The organism is Guptibacillus hwajinpoensis (genome assembly GCF_005144865.1).
Classification (GTDB): domain Bacteria; phylum Bacillota; class Bacilli; order Bacillales; family Guptibacillaceae; genus Guptibacillus; species Guptibacillus hwajinpoensis_A.
On record NZ_SWFM01000001.1, the window covers coordinates 911,913 to 931,249 of the forward strand.

The 19,337-nt window shown below is 39.8% G+C and carries 18 protein-coding genes; 6 read left to right on the forward strand and 12 right to left on the reverse strand.

The annotated features are described in order from the left end of the window. Positions 1-118: 118 nt before the first annotated feature. The 3 genes from FBF83_RS04555 (at position 119) to FBF83_RS04565 (ending at position 4,511) form a co-directional block, all read left to right on the forward strand. Positions 119-2,479 (forward strand): FdhF/YdeP family oxidoreductase, encoded by a 2,361-nt coding sequence (locus FBF83_RS04555; RefSeq protein ID WP_136945926.1) that lies wholly within the window; start codon positions 119-121, stop codon positions 2,477-2,479. 152 nt (positions 2,480-2,631) lie between these two features. Beyond that, positions 2,632-4,272 carry an ABC1 kinase family protein gene (locus FBF83_RS04560; RefSeq protein WP_136945927.1) on the forward strand — a complete coding sequence of 547 codons (1,641 nt, stop codon included), beginning with the start codon at positions 2,632-2,634 and terminating at the stop codon, positions 4,270-4,272. Then, positions 4,272-4,511 carry a hypothetical protein gene (locus FBF83_RS04565; protein ID WP_136945928.1) on the forward strand — a complete coding sequence of 80 codons (240 nt, stop codon included), beginning with the start codon at positions 4,272-4,274 and terminating at the stop codon, positions 4,509-4,511. The genes FBF83_RS04560 and FBF83_RS04565 overlap by 1 nt, the downstream gene beginning before the upstream one ends. A 41-nt stretch (positions 4,512-4,552) precedes the next feature. Here FBF83_RS04565 and FBF83_RS04570 read toward each other — a convergent pair whose 3' ends face one another. Beyond that, the gene (locus tag FBF83_RS04570) at positions 4,553-5,590 is read right to left on the reverse strand and encodes an STAS domain-containing protein (RefSeq protein ID WP_136945929.1); all 1,038 of its coding nucleotides are present in this window, start codon (positions 5,588-5,590) and stop codon (positions 4,553-4,555) included. Between the two features lie 225 nt (positions 5,591-5,815). Here FBF83_RS04570 and thiM point away from each other — a divergent pair, with 225 nt between their 5' ends. Next, positions 5,816-6,610, forward strand: coding sequence for a hydroxyethylthiazole kinase (gene thiM, locus FBF83_RS04575; protein ID WP_136945930.1), 795 nt, complete (start codon positions 5,816-5,818; stop codon positions 6,608-6,610). Positions 6,611-6,664: 54 nt separating this feature from the next. On the opposite strand, the gene FBF83_RS04580 is transcribed toward thiM, so the two are convergent. Beyond that, positions 6,665-6,880, reverse strand: coding sequence for a hypothetical protein (locus FBF83_RS04580; RefSeq protein WP_136945931.1), 216 nt, complete (start codon positions 6,878-6,880; stop codon positions 6,665-6,667). Positions 6,881-7,225: 345 nt separating this feature from the next. Beyond that, the gene (locus FBF83_RS04585) at positions 7,226-7,480 is read right to left on the reverse strand and encodes a hypothetical protein (protein ID WP_136945932.1); all 255 of its coding nucleotides are present in this window, start codon (positions 7,478-7,480) and stop codon (positions 7,226-7,228) included. Between the two features lie 679 nt (positions 7,481-8,159). Here FBF83_RS04585 and FBF83_RS04590 point away from each other — a divergent pair. After that, positions 8,160-8,789 (forward strand): redox-sensing transcriptional repressor Rex, encoded by a 630-nt coding sequence (locus FBF83_RS04590; RefSeq protein ID WP_136945933.1) that lies wholly within the window; start codon positions 8,160-8,162, stop codon positions 8,787-8,789. Between the two features lie 105 nt (positions 8,790-8,894). Here the strand turns inward: FBF83_RS04590 and FBF83_RS04595 are convergent, their stop codons facing one another. Both FBF83_RS04595 and FBF83_RS04600 read right to left on the reverse strand, forming a co-directional pair. Continuing rightward, positions 8,895-9,809 (reverse strand): exonuclease domain-containing protein, encoded by a 915-nt coding sequence (locus FBF83_RS04595; protein ID WP_136945934.1) that lies wholly within the window; start codon positions 9,807-9,809, stop codon positions 8,895-8,897. A gap of 127 nt (positions 9,810-9,936) precedes the next feature. After that, positions 9,937-11,898, reverse strand: coding sequence for a phospholipase D-like domain-containing protein (locus FBF83_RS04600; RefSeq protein ID WP_136945935.1), 1,962 nt, complete (start codon positions 11,896-11,898; stop codon positions 9,937-9,939). A 188-nt stretch (positions 11,899-12,086) separates the two neighbouring features. On the opposite strand from FBF83_RS04600, the gene FBF83_RS04605 reads away from it, so the two are divergent. Then, on the forward strand, positions 12,087-12,770 hold the full coding sequence (locus FBF83_RS04605; RefSeq protein WP_169525176.1) for a bacteriorhodopsin: 684 nt from the start codon (positions 12,087-12,089) through the stop codon (positions 12,768-12,770). A gap of 80 nt (positions 12,771-12,850) precedes the next feature. Here the strand turns inward: FBF83_RS04605 and FBF83_RS04610 are convergent, their stop codons facing one another. The 7 genes from FBF83_RS04610 to FBF83_RS04640 form a co-directional block, all read right to left on the reverse strand. Continuing rightward, positions 12,851-13,603 (reverse strand): class I SAM-dependent methyltransferase, encoded by a 753-nt coding sequence (locus tag FBF83_RS04610; RefSeq protein WP_136945937.1) that lies wholly within the window; start codon positions 13,601-13,603, stop codon positions 12,851-12,853. A gap of 255 nt (positions 13,604-13,858) precedes the next feature. Beyond that, positions 13,859-15,049 (reverse strand): dicarboxylate/amino acid:cation symporter, encoded by a 1,191-nt coding sequence (locus tag FBF83_RS04615; protein ID WP_136945938.1) that lies wholly within the window; start codon positions 15,047-15,049, stop codon positions 13,859-13,861. A gap of 225 nt (positions 15,050-15,274) precedes the next feature. Then, positions 15,275-15,520: a biotin/lipoyl-binding protein gene (locus FBF83_RS04620; RefSeq protein WP_136945939.1), complete on the reverse strand. Its 246-nt coding sequence runs from the start codon at positions 15,518-15,520 to the stop codon at positions 15,275-15,277. Between the two features lie 252 nt (positions 15,521-15,772). Next, positions 15,773-16,336: an HD domain-containing protein gene (locus FBF83_RS04625; RefSeq protein ID WP_136945940.1), complete on the reverse strand. Its 564-nt coding sequence runs from the start codon at positions 16,334-16,336 to the stop codon at positions 15,773-15,775. Between the two features lie 171 nt (positions 16,337-16,507). Further along, a complete protein-coding gene (locus FBF83_RS04630) occupies positions 16,508-17,593 on the reverse strand; it encodes a GerAB/ArcD/ProY family transporter (protein WP_169525177.1) in 1,086 nt (361 codons plus the stop codon). Between the two features lie 56 nt (positions 17,594-17,649). Next, entirely contained in the window at positions 17,650-18,147 is a 498-nt protein-coding gene (locus FBF83_RS04635; protein WP_136945942.1) for a CBO0543 family protein, read from the reverse strand. A 67-nt stretch (positions 18,148-18,214) separates the two neighbouring features. Next, positions 18,215-19,216, reverse strand: coding sequence for a DUF3231 family protein (locus FBF83_RS04640; RefSeq protein WP_136945943.1), 1,002 nt, complete (start codon positions 19,214-19,216; stop codon positions 18,215-18,217). Positions 19,217-19,337: the final 121 nt, after the last annotated feature.

Below are 19,337 nucleotides of genomic sequence, written 5' to 3' on the forward strand. Positions count from 1 at the left end.
ACTTGGCAGCGATCCTGCTAAAGACTCAACCACCGTGTTGTTCACTCATTTTCCGAAATGCCGTGGACAAACGGTGGTTTTTTATTTGTTAATAACCACTAACTTAGGAGTGAGAGCAATGGGTGACACAAAACACCAGGGACCAATTAAAGCAACGAAGAAGCCTCAACCAAAACACTGGGTAAGTCCGATACCATTTGGATTAGGTAAAGTGAAACCACAACATTTCCGAGATACGATGAAAATTGCATGGGAAAACAAAGACAATATCGGCTACGCAACCAAAATTCTCACACAGGGAGTTTGTGATGGCTGTGCACTTGGTGTTTCTGGACTATATGACCAAACACTGAAAGGACCTCACGTCTGCACAACACGGTTAAATGTTCTTCGGCTTAATACCATGCCTGCTATTGATGAAGACATCCTTCATTCTGACATCGATGAGCTTCGTCAATACAGCAGTACTGAATTACGTAAATTAGGGCGTATCCCCTATCCTTTAATTCGACGTAAAGGAGAGAGAAACTTTTCTCGTCTTACTTGGGATGATGCTATGGATATGATTGCAGATAAAATGAAACAATTAGATCCTAAGCAATATGCCTTCTATCTTACTTCACGAGGCATAACAAACGAATCTTACTATGTAGCAGGAAAAGTGGCGCGTTTTCTTGGAACGAATAACGTAGACAATGCTTCACGTATCTGTCATTCTCCGAGTAAAACAGCGCTTAAACGTTCAATTGGAGTCGGCGCTTCAACAGTAAACTATCAGGATTGGTTCGGCACAGACGTCCTCATGTTCTGGGGTAGCGTAGCGTCAAATAGTTCTCCCGTTTCAACGAAATACATGCTAGAAGCGAAAAAAAGAGGCACAAAAATCATTATGGTTAACCCTTATAAAGAGCCTGCTATGGATAAATACTGGATTCCTTCAAATGCTGAATCTGCCCTCTTCGGAACAAAAGTAGCAGATGACTTCTATCAAGTAAACGTAGGTGGCGACATAGCATTCATGCACGGAATTATGAAGCACTGGTTTGAAATGGAAGAAAAAGAACACGGTTCTGCCATTAACAACGCATTCGTTGAGGAGCACGTAAATGGCTATGAAGAACTTAAAGCAAACGTTCAGAATCAAAGTTGGAATGATATTATTTCATCATCTGGAATTTCAAAAGAACGAATTATTGAACTAGCTGAACTGCTTGCACGAAGTAAAAGTGCAGTATTCGCTTGGGCGCTAGGATTAACGATGCATTCGTTTGCAACAGATAATATCTCTCAAGTAGCAAACCTTGCCCTTTTACGAGGATTTCTTGGAAGTAAAAACAATGGGCTCATGCCATTCCGCGGTCACTCATCCGTCCAAGGTTCTGGTGAAATGGGTGCAGATCCATTCGTTCTTCCTGGAAGTGGTTTCGATCCTGCAAATATTTCTCGTATGGAACAGATATGGGGATTTGAGCTTCCTAAATGGCAGGGGGACATTGTTGGCGTAACGCTTGAAAACATCGTTCTTCCAGAAGATCACGAACGCAAGATTAAACTCTACTATTTATCAGGCGGGAACTTCCTTGAAACAATGCCAGATCCAGACTTCATTGAAAAGGCATTATCAGAACTCGAAATCCGTGTCCATCAGGATATTATTCTAAACACCTCTACCCTTGTTGATGCGAAAGAAGCTGTTATCGTCCTGCCCGCTAGAACAAGGTATGAGCAGGAAGGCGGCGGTACCTCTACATCAACAGAACGTATGGTTTACTTCTCTCCTGAAATTGAAGGCAACAATAACCAAGTTGCCGAAGCGCGCTCTGAGTGGAAGATCTACATCGACCTTGCGAAACGTGTAAAACCAGACACAGCGCACTTTGTTGATTTCAAATCTGGTCAGGACATCCGAAATGAAATTGCAATTGCCAACAAAGACTACGATGGCGTTCAACAGTTAACGAAAAAAGGGGATGTGTTCCAGTGGGGCGGCGCATGGTTATGCGAAGGCGGCATTTGTCCAACACCTGATGGAAAAGGAAACCTCATTCCGGTTGAAATTCCAGACCTCGGTAAAAAAGAAGGACAATTTATTGTTACGTCACGACGAGGTAAGCAATTCAACTCGATGGTTTATAAAGAGAAAGATCCATTCAATAGTGCTGAACGCTATGATGTTTTAATGAATGCAGATGATGCTGGAAAATTAAGCATCGCAGAAGGAGAAGGCATTGTCGTTTACAACGGATTTGGCGTATTCCAGGGTCGAGCAAAGTTCGTAGACATTGCACCAGGTAATTTGGAAGTCCACTTCCCTGAAGGAAACTTTTTATTACCACGAGGACGTTATGAGAAATACGCAGGTATTCCTGATTACAATATTACTGTGACTGTTGAAAAAGCTGATCGATTTAATGCACGAAAAGATGTACAGTATCAAGAGAAAGTAATTGAAGATCTTGAAGTGGATGCACCCGTTTAAAACTTTCCAATAATCCTAATGCCCCGGCTACATTGAGCCGAGGCATTTTATTTTTAAGCGAATGTGCAACATAGTTGTAAAAGTTGTTTCTAATAAAGCGAAATAGGCTATGTTAACCATTAAACGTACTCTAAAAGAATCAGGTGAAAAGAATGAAATTCAATTCTCTGTATCGCATTACGATTATCGTTTGGATGTCGATCAAGTTCTTCATCCAGCTTGAAAGCTTTCGAAGGAAAAGCAAACATTCATGGGATCAAGAACGCTGGCAGAAGCTATTAAAGAAACAAGCAAAAGAGTATAAAGAAAAAGCGATTCGCCTTGAAGGATTACTCGTTAAGCTCGGTCAGTTTCTCTCAACGAGAGCTGACATTCTTCCAAAAGTCTTCTTAGAGGAAATTGAAGATCTCGTCGATCGCGTCCCCTCATTCTCATGGAATAAAGCAAAGCGAATCCTTGAAGATGAATGGTCGTCTGATTACCAGGACGTGATCAGAAATATTTCAGAACGTCCCGTTGCTTCGGCTTCAATCGGCCAAGTATATCGTGCAAACTTAATAACCGGCGAGGATGTGGCGATTAAGATTCGACGCCCAGCTATTCGTAAGATTATTAGGGCAGATTTCAAAGCACTTCGCATTGTTTTCTGGTTAATGGACAAGTTCACATCTTACGGTAATCAGCTCGATTTAGCAAGATTGTATGAAGAAGTTCGTAACGTCATTGAAGATGAGCTCGATTTCAAAAAAGAATTGAAAAATGGTCTTCATTTTCAAGAGCGTTACAAAGACAACCCAGGTTACCGTATACCAGGTTACATTTCTGAATGGTCAACAAAGAAAGTGCTCGTTATGGAATGGATGGAAGGCGCTCGCATTACAAACACCTCCTATATAGAGGATAAAGGAATAAACCGAAGTGACTTAGCTCGTAAACTTTTAAGAGGATTTCTAGAGCAACTTTTACAAGAAGGTCAATTCCATGCGGATCCCCATTCTGGAAATATTCTTATTCAAGAAGACGGCACTATTGTGTTCATTGACTTCGGGATGGTTGGACATATTGAAGCACGAGATGCCTTCTCGATTCGAAAGTTGATAACAGGTGTAGTGCTCAGTCAATACCGCGATGTGACAGACGCGCTAGAAGAACTCCGCTTCCTTCTTCCTGATTCAGATAAACGTCAGATTGAAAAAGCGATTCAAACCCTTGTAACACTATTTGTAGAACAAGATTTAACGATGATGGATGAAGATACGGCTGAGCAAGTGTTAAGAGAAGTACAGACGCTCGTTAATAAACAACCGATTCAACTTCCCAGTGAATTCGCTTTCCTTGGACGAGCAATATCAACCATCGTTGGTATACTCTATACTCTTGATCCTGAGATTAATTTAATTGAAGAGGGTAAACCAATTGTACAAGAATGGATCAATCGTGAGGAATCAGATGATAAGCGATATGATCCAACGAAAGTTCTTAGGCAGCTATATGCTCGAATTACATCAATTGAGAATCCTCTAGATCGACTTTCAAATGAACTCGAAGAGCACCGCCAATGGGAAGAAACCGTTAAAAGAAAAGAATCCCGCTCAAGAAGCATGCTCTGGAATAAACATTACAGCTTCTCTTTTCTATTTATTAGTGTGATCGGTTTCTTTATCAGCCTCTCCCTTAAGCTTCCTGACCTGATACTTGCAACATCGATAACTGGGGGGATTAGTTTACTATTTATCATTGTAACTAGCACTTTTGAAAAAAGAGTTTGGCACAAAAAGGAGAGGTCAAAATAATGGATGACAACGTTATGAAAGAAACAACCGAACAAGTTGGTCGGTCTGTTGTGAAAATAGAAGGTTTAAACGATGGTTATCGCATTACAGTAAAAGGAAATGAGGAAGAACTGAAGCAAAAAAGGCGAGTGGGTGGTGCCTTTATTAACCTGTTGAAACAACTAGAAAAAGCGGGCTATCGACTACCCTTTCCTTTCTCATGGATACTGCGGTTCTGGAATCGGTATTCAAGGCCTTAAGATATACGAAAGAGGGAGACCATTGGTCTCCCTCTTTCTATTCATTTTTTTCCTATAATGTGTAATCCATCTTGTGCAAGAGCATAGTGGATTCCATGCTGAAGAGTGCTTAAACAAACCATTCCCTCAAGGTCCGCTCTCGATTGAACCATTAGCATACTAAGCTTCGGAGACACACCTACAAAAATGGTATCAACACCTAACAAACGACATGCTCTTACAAGGTTGTGCATTAAATCAATCGTATATTCATCTACTCCATAAATACCGGTCAAATCAAGAATTAACGTGTGCGCCTGATAGTCTGGTAGTTGGTTAAGGGTTTTTGTCATTAACTCTTCTGATCTCTCATCGTTAAAACGCCCAATTAGTGGAATGACAACAATGTTATCCAGTACCGGGATAATAGGCGAGGATAGTTCCGTAATCAGATTTTGAAGCTCTTCTGTTCGCTCGTTAACTTTTCTCTCAAGAATGGCGATTTCTTCACGATTCTTCTCCTTAATCATAGAAAGAATATTCTCTTTAGGCGTAATGGATGATGGTGAGAAAACATATTCTGAATAGTCGTCACCCTCAATCTGACTCTTTACCACGCGATACCAGACACTCTCTCCAAAAAGACCACTAAAGACGCCTGCCCAATGCCCAGGAATAAACGTTCCTTCGATTGTTTTCTCCTGTACAATATTTAACTTGTATTCCCAGCTATTTCTCACTCTAACAACGGCAGTTTTTTCTTCTTTTGATACCTTTTCAATAGTTGTAACACCCCAGCCAGCAGTTAAATAAATGTTAGGGAGAGTCGAAACAATCTGCTCTACGTTTCCCATTGATTCATGATAAAAGCCACTTACATTTTCTCCTGTTCGGTACCCGGCAGTTTCAAGAACAAGACGAGCTTCCTCGTTCCCTGCTATTTCTTCGATTGAATCCATAAATACTTTAAAAGCTGTATTGATCCAAAATAATATAACGCCGTCACCTTCATACGTAAACGTTCCTTCATTCAGATCCCATTCAAACTGTGACCCATTTACATCTCTAGTATAGCGTCCAGTAGCTATTTCATTATTCATCATAGACCTCCACCATAGTGATATCTTTCAAAGCCTATCATTTCAATTACAAATCTTTCCTTCTACGTGCTATTGTCTCAGATAATTTTACAATTGTCAGCATAAATTGAAAAGGGGGTCAGACACGTGTCTGACCCCCTTTTCAATTTAAACCCTCTAAACTTATTGATACAATTAAGAAAAGATTGTTACTTAATATCCAAACGATAGGAAAGGAAGTTAGCTATGGACAAAGCGCAAGCAGCTGCACTCATCAAAAAAGTTCGAGAGGTTTCACCACTCGTCCATAATATTACAAACACTGTCGTTACGAACTTCACTGCGAATGGCCTTCTTGCAGCGGGGGCAAGTCCTGTGATGGCATATGCACGTGAAGAAGTAGCTGATATGGCAAGTATAGCTGGAGCACTTGTACTAAACATCGGTACACTTACAAAGGAAGTAGTCGAAGCGATGCTCCTTGCTGGTAAAGCTGCAAACGAGATGGAAGTTCCCGTGATCCTCGATCCAGTTGGAGCAGGTGCCACTCCATATCGAACAGAAACGGCAAGACGTATTTTGAAAGAAATTGATGTCCAGTTTATTCGAGGAAATGCAGCTGAAATCGCAAACATCGCAGGTAAGAAATGGGCAATAAAAGGTGTAGACGCTAGTGAAGGGCCTAGAAATCGCGATGCCCTTGCATCAAAAGCAGCTACGATGTTCGGCTGTACCGTTGTAGTCACTGGAGAAATTGATACGATTTCAGATGGAACAACAACGATTCGCCAGTCGAACGGTCATTATATTCTAACGAAAGTAACTGGAACAGGCTGCTTACTTTCCTCTATACTTGGTGCATTTGCAGCCATTGAACCCGATCCGCTTCTTGCAGCTTATGGGGCACTTGCATTCTATGGTGTAGCGAGCGAAATAGCAGCAGAACAGACAGGTGGCGATCACCCTGGCAGCTTTCAAATTGAACTGCTAAACCAACTTGCTCGTATATCTACAGCACAAATTGAGGAAAGTATTCGATGAAACAACGAAAGTGAGCGCAGTTTATAACTGCGCTCACTTTCAGTACCAATTGAATTAACATAAATTATAAGCAATAAAATAATGATCCTCTATCCCTTTAAACGTATAGACAACTTTTTCAAGTAACGGATGAAAGTAGACGATCAGATAATCTCCGCTCCGATCAATGATGCGTTTCCCTGCTTGATAAACAGGATAATCTTGCAAAGTGCATGATTCAGGTTCTAATTCGGAAGTGATCCACTCCATCACTTTTGTTTCTTCATCCATTACTTCCCCCTTGAGCCTCTATCTGGTGAGTTCAAACTCTTCCTTCTACAAGTTGAACTTCTTTTGGCCATAGCTCTCGAACACGATTTTATATTATGTATTATTGCTTTCCTCTTTAGGAGGTTCCTCAAACCCCAGTCCCCATAAAGCCCTACCAGAACCAGAACAAAATAACTCAATATTATCGATAAAATCATCCTATTTGTACATAAAAGTACTGCCAATTCAGTCTTCTAAACTTATCTTCTGCTTTTCTCCTCGATAATCAGCCTAACTATTTGTCAGTATTTACCTAGTAATGCAAAATATAATTAAAAAACCCGAAGCATTCGCTTCAGGTTTTCCTTATAGTAAGAGCCCAAAAATTGCGGCAAGAATGCCAAATACAATTGCGATAATGTACCAGATAATCGCAAGTATGACAATTACCCAACCGATTGTTTTACGTCCTGTTTGAATAAAGTAAACACCTAGAACGATCGGTCCAATAATTAAACCAACAATCGCCCAGATAAACGCACTCTTATCACGTTTTCTTGCATCTACAAATAAATAAATGGCAATAGCAACATTAATAATAAAACCAAATGACGGATCCATATGCTCACCTCGCTTCTCTTCAAAATGATTCCCTAACGAATGTGGCATTAAACTAGGTCTGTACAGTTTATCTGCTATAAAATGCTAAGGGGTCTAAGGAGTATTCATAAAGAGTGACTCTTTCACCATTTTTTAGTTTATGCAACTCGATAGGATCCTGACTTTCGACGACTCATCTTTCTTCTAGGTTTTATCGATAGTTTACATGGCGAGTTAGACTATAAGAGGAGCGGTTGATTTCCGCTCCAGGATGCTCGCTTTCCGCGGGGCGGGCGGTGAGCCTCCTCGGCGCGCTTAAGGCGCGCCTGTGGGGTCTCACCTGTCCCGCTAATCCCGCAGGAGTCGAGCACCTTCCGCTACAATCAACAACGAAGTGTAGTTTATATCCAATCTTAAAAACAAAACCTTTTAGAAAAGAAGGAAATGAAAAGAATTAGATTTTTTCGATCCAACAGACTAAGCCCAATTAAATCAGCTAGATTATGTATTCTTTATACACTTACAGTCCTCGATGAAAACAGACTTTCATATGGATTAACAGCAGGTAAAAAGTTTTAATCAAGACTCCAGTTCTATCGTAATTAAACGCTAATAATTTTGGAGTATTTTGCAAATTGCACTTTGCTAGATTAGGATTATAATAGAGAGGAAAGCGTACTAGTTAGACGGAGGTCATATTATGAAAAAGGAAGAGAATAAACTTCCAAATGCGACGATTAAACGTCTCCCACTCTACCTCTCATATTTAAAAAGCGTAAAGAAATCTGGACAGAAAGCTATTTCTTCTGTTGAGCTTGGGAGTGCCCTTAATCTGAAATCTGATCTTGTGAGAAGAGACTTCTCCAAAATCAAAGCACCTGGACGTAAAGGAACTGGCTACGAAGTGAAGAAGCTCGTCAATCACCTTCACCACATCGTTAATGAGAACGCAGAACCTGAAGCTGCCCTCATTGGTGCCGGACGTCTAGGAACAGCGCTACTTCATTACAATCATCTTAGGAAATCATCCCCTAAAATAAAAATGGTTTTTGACAACAACCCAAAAGTTGTCGGAAAAACCATTGCAGGCGTGCCTGTTTATCATATTGATGAAATTTCTCAGCGTATGACGCCTGGGATAACCGTTGCCATTCTCGCTATTCCTGCCGCATCCGCTCAAATCATTTCTGAAACATTAACAGAGTCTGGTATCATGGGAATCATGAACTTCTCATCTGCTTATCTTAAACTACCATCTAATATCCATCTTCAGCAGATTGATTTAGCGAAAGAACTTGATACTCTAGCTTTTCTAATTCATTTCTTATAAAAATTTAACAACCTATAAAAACAGGGGTATATCACATTACCCCTGTATGTAGTATTCGATATCGTCATTTATTACATAGAAATACGCCCATCCTTAGGATGAGCGCTACAAGTACTTCAGAAAATCCGATTCAGAAATAATCTCGACTGAATGTCCTTGAGCAAGTAACGTTTCAGCTCGTTCTAACTGGCTGTTTCTTTTCCCATTCGTATAATCACGAAATGTAGCATTTCCGACAATTAGATAGTTCGTCGAAGCTTCTACATTGCGCTGCCACTTCCCTCCTAAATCAACAATACGTTGAATCGCTTCCTCCCTTTTCATCACATCCAATTTGCCTGTAAACACAATGGAAGTATTATAAAAAAGATGAGTGGTATCATGTTCAGAAGTAGCAGCTACAAATGATTCTGCCTGCTTCTTAGCTTGGCGTCGTTTGTTTAATTTAGCAGGTTCATAGCTTGTGTCAAACATCATTCCGTTCGTCGTGTTCGTTTTATCAACAAGCTCTTTCACATTGTTTGCACGTAATTCTTGTGCAGCCTTTAATAGAATTTGCGCAGACGCTCGTGCATCATCTAATGCATGGTGATGATCTAGTTCGATTCCTAGATAATCAGACACTACATTTAATTTATAACGAGGCAACGCCCACGTTTTCTTCGAAATGTTCACTGTACAATTGTAGGCAAGCATAGGATATGGAAGATTATATTGATCAAGAACTGCTCGCAATACACTCATATCGAACTGAGCATTGTGTGCTACAAGAAACTTCCCTTCGAGTAGCTCACGAATTTCACTCTCCCAAAGAACATCAAACTCTGGCTCATCGGCAACATCGTCTTTTGTAATACCGTGAATACTTACATTAATACCAGCAAAATAATTTTGCTTCGGTTTAACTAACCGATAATATTCTTTTTTCAACTTTCCCTTTTCATATTCAACAAGTCCAATTGAACAAACACTACCTCTAGAAGAATTGGCCGTTTCAAAATCTAGCGCTACAAAATCCATCGCTTAACTCCTTTTTACATCTATAAATCTATCTTAAAAGGTTCTGATTTATTCGTCCATCTTTTTGTTTGTCCGACAAAAGGAGTAGCTGACATCAGCTACTCCTTAGGTAGAACTATAGTGAGATTTACTGGACTGTGCCTCCAGCTTGCGTATAACGTGCATTAAACTCCTGCACGAATTGGTTAGTAATGTTTGTATCGTGAATAATAAGCATATTCTCATCATTAATATCATTACCATTTGTACTCCAGTTCGTTGACCCAACAATGACAGTTGGATCACTGTTCGTATCAGCATCGATAATCATCGTTTTACTATGAAGTTTACGAGATTCTGCATCTTTATAAACAGGTGCTGCATTTGCCCATCGTGTATTCGGATTGTTCGTGCTTCCTGTTACTGTTTGACCCGTCATCTCAATACTTGCAGACCACCACTGGTTCCAGAAGCTACTGTCAAAGACACCTTTAACATCAAAACCAGTTAGCGTTCCTTGCTGGTCCGTGTATGATCCTTCCCATTTATTCTTCAACTCATCAACGAGAGCCTGATCACTCCATGCGAAAATAGTGAAATACGTGTTAAGATCAGCTTCCAATTTCACAAGCTCAGCCATATGGTCAACTGCATTGTCGCCAGGTGAGAAATAAACTTCCATTTGCTTTCCACCAATTGTTAGTTCATGGACAGTGTTGTCCGTTTTACGTGAGCTAAAATCAGCATTCTGGATATTAGGAGTTAACGTATTGCTTCCCCACATTTCATTGAACTCTGTTTCATAAATGCCAGCAAGCTCAGAAGAATTCACTTCCACAACATGCTGCTGGTTTCCATCCAATACGCCATTCTGCATATTCTCATCTGATCCATAAAGACCTGTCACCGTAAAGTTCCAGCTACCAGTAAACACCCACTTATCATCGATAACTGCAAATTTATTATGCATTTGCGTGCCTGGTGAGTAGTATGTTCCATCGCTTTGCTGTTCTGCATCGACAAATAAATAACCAGTCATCTCTGTATTACCAACCATAATTGTTTTCTGTGGAAAATCGTCAGGTGAAGATGGAAGTCCGTGATCTGCTCGTTTCGCTTGATCTTCAACTGCAAGCATTGGTGAATCAGAAAGGATTGTAATGTCATCAGCAGTTCCGATCACCATGTCTTTCCCTCTTACCATTTCTTCAACGTATAGTCTCATTAACTCAAAACGTTCGATATAATGAGGGTCTGTCGCATCCTTTGCATCCGCAATAACCCGTACATCAACGCCTTCAGCTGCTTTAGTAATCAAAGCATCTACTACTTTTGGGAGATTAATTTCATATGTAGCAAAATCGATACTTGATGTCGCACCGTTAATGCGATTTAGTAAACGATTTTCAAGGTTCACATTATAATTCGCTTCATTTCCTGGAGATGCGTATTGGTCGAGCGCACATTTGTTAAAATACACATTGATTGCATCTGGTGCGTTTGAAACCTGATTCAAATGTTCAGTTGTATCTGTACATGCGCTTGCAGGAGCTGATCCTTGTGAATTAGTGACTCCAGGGGTACCAATTCCTTCAGTATAACTACCTGTTGAAGTACCCCAGTTTGATGCATCGGTGCCACTGCCATTTGAATCAATGCGTTCCATCGTTGCTTTCGTGTCATTATCGCCACTATGCCAAGCATCAACGTTATCGATCAACGCGCCACCTGAATCTCTTAACTCTAGCACTTCTCCTGTATTTCCCATTGCACCACTATAAATCTCATTAGCAGAAACTTCTGAAACTGTACTATCATCCGTTCTTTCAAGTAGATAATACCCATTTGCAGGAATGGTCCCGGTTAATGGAATAGATGGAGTACCATCTGTAGAAGCTAAATTCCAACCATCTAGAGAAACAGCAGAGCTCGTATTGTTGTAGAGCTCAACCCACTCATCATTGTAGTTCGCCGTTGTCCCCATCCATGCAATTTCATTAATGACGACTTCACCAGAACTTGCCGCCTCAGCACTCGGAGCTGGAATTGCAGGTGCAGCAATCGTTAAAGCTAGACTTGCACTTGCAAGTAGTTTCACCATTTTCTTCATGTTGTGATCCTCCCCAGGAAATAAAATGCGTACGCGTTTTATCTTACATAATTCGACGAAATTTTCATATAGTTTTCGTTAAAATAGTTTGTAAATTTCAAATTTACAAACAGACCTACTCCTTATTTTTGAATACTTTTCTAACTATTGACAATAATGGATAACAGTTTATGAGACAGGGGTGGACCATGAATTCATTTGAAATTTTCCTATACTATTTCTATTTTGTTGTAATGATAAGCGCTGCTATATACTTTTTTATTTTGAGTCGAAAACCCAAAGGCGTTCCGCTATATGAGTACGTTGTTGCGATGATGATCACTGCATGGTCAGGAGTTGCGTACTTATCCATCGCGCTTGGACAGGGGTTCATAGAGCGGCCAGAGAAAACAATCTATTTTGCAAGATACCTGGATTGGGTTGTCTCTACACCGCTCCTCGTTCTGTCTCTTGCCTTGACCGCAATGTTCTATGAAACGAAGAAAAACAAAGTTCTTATAGCATCGATTATGGCAACAGATGTTTTTATGATTCTAACAGGTTTAATCGCTGATTTTTCTCCCGATTCACTTAAATACATCTGGTATTCTCTTGGTGTGATTGCCCTCTTTATTATTCTTTTGATCACATGGATACCGTTAAAAAGAATCGCAGACCGTCACGAACAGCTGTCCAAGCACTACAAACGAGTTGCCCTCTATCTCACTATTTTCTGGTTACTCTATCCAACTGCATGGATACTCGGTGCCTCTGGTATTGGAATGACTCAAGGAATCATCGATACATTAGCTTTTGTTATCTTGCCAATCTTCTCAAAAATTGGCTTCGGTTTACTAGATCTACACGGGTTACGTAAACTTAAAACAAACTAAACGCGAAAAGCACCTGAACGATTATCGTTCAGGTGCTTTTTAGAACTTCGAGTCAAACTCTTTCCAGTCCTACGTTCCGATTATTTTACAGCTTTAATAATCATCGTCGCCGGGAACTTCCTCGCTTTGTAGAGAGAATAATACCGATCAGAAATGGCGACTTCTCCTTTTTTATCATTCTCGGAAACATCACTTTCGATCACTTCTTGGATAGTAAATCCAGCTGTAATAAGTTGATTTATGTATGTACTCATTTTTCGTTTCTGGATAACCATTGCCGCATCCTCACCTTTGAAATTCAGAAACGTATGAGGACCTTCTTCCTGATAAGAACCTGTAAGAGTAATCTGGCCGTTATTGCTTTTTAAATGAACGTATAGCGGATGATCCCAACTGAAAATGAAACTTCCACCTTTTTTTAAATACGAATAGATCAACTTGAAAGTTGCTTCTAAATCAGTCGTCCACCCGATTGCAAAAATGGAATATACAACGTCAAAATAATTAGCTGGCAAGCCAATCTCCTCTTCCATCGGTGCACAATAAAGATGAGTTTTAAGATCAGCTAGCGTTTGTTCAGCAGTTCGTTTCTGATTCAGAGACAGATCAACACCCCACAACTCACTCGCTCCAGCGTTCGCCATATACCTTAACGAATGGCCGCTACCATAGCCGATTTCAAGAACCTTCTTATTGGTTACATCTCCAAACAAGTTAAGCTCGTCCTCTGTCTGTGAAAATGGTCCATAGCTTGGTAATGCATCGACTCCATTGAAATGGTGCGCAACTGTATTCCAGCTTTCTTTGTTTTGCGTAAGAACTTCTTTTTTCATTACGATCTCTCCCTCCAAACTTCTAGTTCGAGGTCGAATTAGAAAGCACCTTCATTTTTCTTTAGGCAAATAAATGTTCACTTCTGAAAAATAGTGGTTAATTTCAGCTCCTACCCGCTTTCCGCAGGAGTCGAGCACCTTCCGTTCCAATCAGCTAAGTCCGCTCTTTTATATACAAAACCCATTCCAAAAACAACAAACTTTTAGAAATGAGCCATAAAAAAAGAGAACAGGTCATCCTGTTCTCTTCTAACGTTATCCTACTTTTGCTACGTCTTCGACGGATTTCTTTTTGGACGTTAGACGATCAACTAGTCCTGAAAGTGCACCATCACCTGTTACGTTACATGCTGTTCCGAAGCTGTCTTGTGCAAGGTAAAGTGCAATCATAAGAGACACCATCGTTGAATCGAACCCAAGCATGCTTTCAAGCAAACCAATCGCTGCCATTACTGCGCCACCAGGAACACCAGGGGCCGCAATCATTGTAATTCCAAGCATCAGGACGAATGGAATAATGGATGCAAAGGTTGGGTCCTGTCCATTTAGCAGCATGACCGCCATTGTACAGGAAACGATTGTTATCGTACTTCCTGAGAGATGAATGGTTGCGAGTAAAGGTACGCTGAAATCAGCAATTTTTTCACGAACACCGTTCTTCTTTGTTTGTCTAAGCGTAACAGGAATAGTTGAAGCTGATGACTGAGTACCAAGTGCTGTAAAGTAAGCAGGCATCATAACTTTTAGAAGTTTAAACGGATTACGTGATGTTGCTGCCCCCGTCACGCTATATTGAATTAAGAGCATTGTCATGTGAAGTAAAATAATCATAACGAATACTTTCGCAAATACACTAAGAATCGTTTGAACTTGTCCCGCGCTTGTCATGTTCGCAAAAATCCCCAAAATGTGAAGAGGAAGAAGCGGAATAATAACAAAGCTAATCACTTTCTCGATAATGGTTCGAAATTCAACCATAACACCTTTCAACTGATTCCCTTTCATAGCAGCCATCCCAAGTCCAAGCGTAAATGCTAGCACAAGCGCCGTCATGACCCCCATCATAGGTGGAATATCGACTTCGAAGAATGGTTTAAGTAACGATTCTTCAGGATTCGCCATTTCAGAGGCAACGCCCCCTGTTTTAAGGAATAATGGATAAAGGTTTCTAGCGGCGAAGAACGCAAGCAAGCCCGCAAGAAAAGTAGAAAGATAAGCAACAGAAGTCGTAATACCAATTAACTTACCTGCTCCCTTTCCAATCTCACCAATTCCAGGTGCAATGAAGCCTATAATAATAAGCGGAATCGCGAATCCAAGGAAGTTACCGAAAATTCCGTTGAACGTCGCAAACACTCGGACGATCCAGTCCGGAAAGTATGCTCCAATCACAATTCCGAGTGTAATGGCAATAAGAATACGTGGTAATAGTCCAATTTTCTTCATAGTGTCCTCCATACAAAAACATTTGTCCTTCTCAGATGTAATATATGTGTACTTTACTAAAAACACAGCATTCTAGCAAGGCATTTGTTTAAAAAGATACAAAAAAGTTTTATTCCAAAACTTTTACCAAAATGAGCCAACCAACATAACAAAAGCGCAAGCACACGGTCTCCCGCTAAGCGCTTGCGCCATTCTTTATTTAATCAGACTAAGAGACTTGAAAGATCAGTCACTTCCTGTTACAAAATCATCTTCTTTCATTGATGCGAGAACAAAGCCACCCGTTACACGGTCATTCTCTTTCACATGAAGTTCAGAAATTTCTCCGCTGACACCTAGCGTAATTTTCTCTGTATTGCCCTGCCCGTTGCGAATGACAAACATTGGCTCCCATTCGTATACACGAGATGCATGATTTACGAATACCTTTTCGATTACTCCCTCACATGGACAGACCACTGAACGATTCATGAATTGTTTCCCCTTTCGTGCTTGTAATGGTTCCTCATGGAACAATAGATTTCTATATACACTCATGATATGTCTCACTTACATTTCTATGATGCGAAACAATTGAAATCTAAACCTTGCGTCCATTTTACCTGCTTTTTTGGATTTGACAACCCCTATTTTCCGTTCATATTCAAAAGAGAAAGACCTTGTCCTAAAAGAAAACGCTTCACCTAATTTGTGAATGAGAAAAGAAGCCTGATCGGTCAGAATTCAGGCATTCTCATCCATTTTCTTCTTAGTGTCTTTGTCAATTTCGTCTCGTAATAATTTTAGAATATCATGGTGATCGGCATATTCACTGCCGTAAGTAAGGTTAAATGCGTAATCAAACCCAGGTGGATTTGTACCCTGTGTATGTTGAATAATTGTTTCGATTTTATCTAGTGCTTTTACGAATTTAGCTTCATTCGTTATACCGCGATTATATTCTTTGCAAAGTGCGAGAATTGAATTGCTTTTAGGACGTGGCAGAGATGATGTGAGCTTTTTCACTGCTTCTTCTTCTTTTCTTATTTTTTCTTGTTGATCGACTTTGATTGTCGCTGAAATATCTCCATCGTACGCCTCTCCTAAATCGTGTACAAGACACATATAGATTACCCGAGGCATGTTAAGTTCAGGAAACTGATCATTAAGGGCAAGTGCAAACATCGCGAGCCTCCAAGAATGCTCTGCTACACTTTCTCGTCTTCCACTTTTCATATAAGCTGTTCGTGTCGTATCTTTTAATCTTTCGAGTTCTTTGATGAAAGTAATTATTTCCACTACATCCATAATCGACACTCCTCTTCAAAAGGTGTTTATGTTCTATATATGTTAAAGAACATAGTTCTGCCCCTTTCTTTGGTGCTTTATATGTAAATGACTAGACTGAAATAAATAAAAAATCGAGTAGTTTCACAGGCACCACCCGATTTAACTCGTTTTTTGTCGATTGCTTTCTTTTTATATTATTTTTCTTATTCTCGCAATTAACAGTAGAAATACAGGAAGTAAAAATCCATACGTTGAAGCGTAGAAAATCCAGGTTTTGGAGATGAACTCTTGCACATAAACAATATCAGGATAACTAATTTGCGCTAATACAATAGTAATAATCCCTAATGGAAATAGGAGCGGGCGATAATCTTCCATTTCAATCACTTGAGATAACCCTAGCGCAGAAACATAGTACAAGAGGACTAATTTAAAATAAATGGATAGCATCCATATAATTGCAACTATTACCTCAATCCGCTGAATAAATTGTCCAATGTTAACTTTTTTCGCAAGAACATAGGTGGGATAGGCATTCCTTGCTGTGAAATCTACTCCCAGTACAAGAAGGCATAAGACTATTACGACAAACAGCATTAGTCCCCCAACTATAGTGCCTTTTAGAAAATCTCTTCTAATGCTTTTGGTAGCATTAACAGATGGATGAATCATTAAGAAAATGATTAGCTCTAAGAATGGTAGACCGATAAAAGGTAGCGTAGCTCTTAGAATAGGTTTAAATCCTCCATCGAACACAGGTTGGATATTTTCGACCTTAATTTCCGGTAGAAGAAGAACCACGAGTATAAATAACAAACCGAAAACCCAAGGAAAGAAAATTTCACAAGCGCGTGCTATGGTTTCAATCCCTAATCTAGCTCCCATTATAATCACTACTAAAAAAACAGCAAAAATGACTTCTAAAGGAGTTTCAATTAGAATTTGTGTTGTAAAGAAATCACCTATGTTACGAAGGACAAGCGCCGCTAGTAGAAAAGTGAAACTGAAAAATGACAGTGAGACAATCTTACCCATCCACTTTCCTAGAATTCTCTCATTTGCTTGAACAAATGTAAGATCTGGAAAGTTCTTAATGAACAAGCTATAGAAAACAACAAGGAGAATCCCTATTACCCCGGCTAGGGTAGCCGCCATCCACGCATCTTGCTTCGCTTCACCGGCAAGTGAAGAAGGGATGATTAATATAGAACTTCCTATGATATAAAGTGAGACCAACCAGGTGAATTGACGCGAACTGAGTATCTCTCGCTTCAAGCTTTCCACCTCCCTTTTCGCTCTAATGTTTGGTCCTTCCACTCCATGCTTTAGGCTTAAATGTAATCAAAAAGATAGAGAAGCAACACTGTAAAAAAGACTGACAGAGGAAGAGCGAGGCGTTTATTCACATGATGAAGATGCACCATTGGAAACATCACTGTTAAAAATAATAAAGACCACCCTAAATTCCATCCATTATGGTAGGTGATTATATTCATCCATGATGCGACACATTCGACCAGCCAAAAGATAACGATCCATTTACCGTTATAGATAATCATTCTGCCTATGCCTTTAGAGGGAAAGTTAGATAAATAAACAAAGGCCGATAGTGGGTTAATAATTAAGTTATGAACAAAATGAGTGTTTGTCCTATTAATAAAGGAGTCTTCTTGAAGTTCCCACAATAGAAAATGTTCATGCGAAATATATTCATATACAAACGTCGCTAGAGCTATATAAAGCATACTAGGATAATATTTTTCCCAATTACGCCAATCCCCTTTCCAAATTGAAAGGAAGATGACGAATAATCCAAGGAATAAGTTCATTTTTTTCTCCTCTTTCTACCCTGTTACCATTAAGAGGGGCATGGAGTGTTTAAATCAATGGAAATGTCTATGTAATAAGGTCATCATGATGATCCATTTGCGGAGGTTCCTCCATCCAATTATTCGCAATCATTAATTCAACACCCTCACGCGCGTATTCATAGACATCTTTAGCAAACACTCCTGATTTCAAAATCAAATCATTACGCAATCCAAACGCAGCACCAAAGCTTTGTCCACCTACACCAAAGTTACTCAACAGGTAAGTACAATACATCATTAATTTATCTGAAAAAGGCGCCTCTTGTGATGTTGTCACATTGCCTCCAGGCGTAGCTGGTATTTGAATATCTTCTTGCTGAAGAATTTTACCTGTTTCGATAATGATCTCTTTCGAAAGTTCTTTTCCCTTTAGAAAATACTTTCTCACTTTCTCATCGTGGGCAGTTTGAGCAAATCCAGTTATCATTTGCACTCCTGTAATATTTGTTTCAATACTATGGTAGAGGTAAGCAAATTCAATTGTACTAAGCGCTCGTTTAGAGCCAAAAAGACTAGAACTCTTCATGTATTTCTTGTCAGTAATAAATTCAACTGACTCTGGTGCGGATATATATGTTGGGCGCGGAAGAATACCAATTGTAAGGAGATATTGAGTAAACTCATTATAATAGGTTTGTGTGAGAGCGGTTAGGTCCATGTACAACTTAACGATGTCTTCTCTATACGCCATGCTCAAGTGTAATGTATACATCGCCATGCTAATTTGTTTTAATACACGCATGAACATAATATCAAAGCCATGGTCATATAGCTTTGAAGCATTTATAAACACATCATCACTTGTGAATCCTATAGGTACTGCAGCTCCTTCATTTTGAAAGATCACTTCTATTTGCTTCACTTTCGGGTTCAGTTTCTTCCATAATCCTTCCATTAAATGTTTGGCTTTCTTATCATCTGATTTCTCAATAAAGTACTCCAGCATCCTCAGGATCACTGTTTTCTTTTGGTAAGTCATCCACAATGCACCGATCTCTGTTGAACTCATTTTCGGTTTGTTTGCCATTCGAACATATTCCTCCTCCATTTGCCTTATCGTCCTCTTATTTACTCAGAAGGTAGTATGTGACTCTCTAAATCATTTATACATTGACCTCTGTGATATGTCTTTGAATGGTTATTCCGCG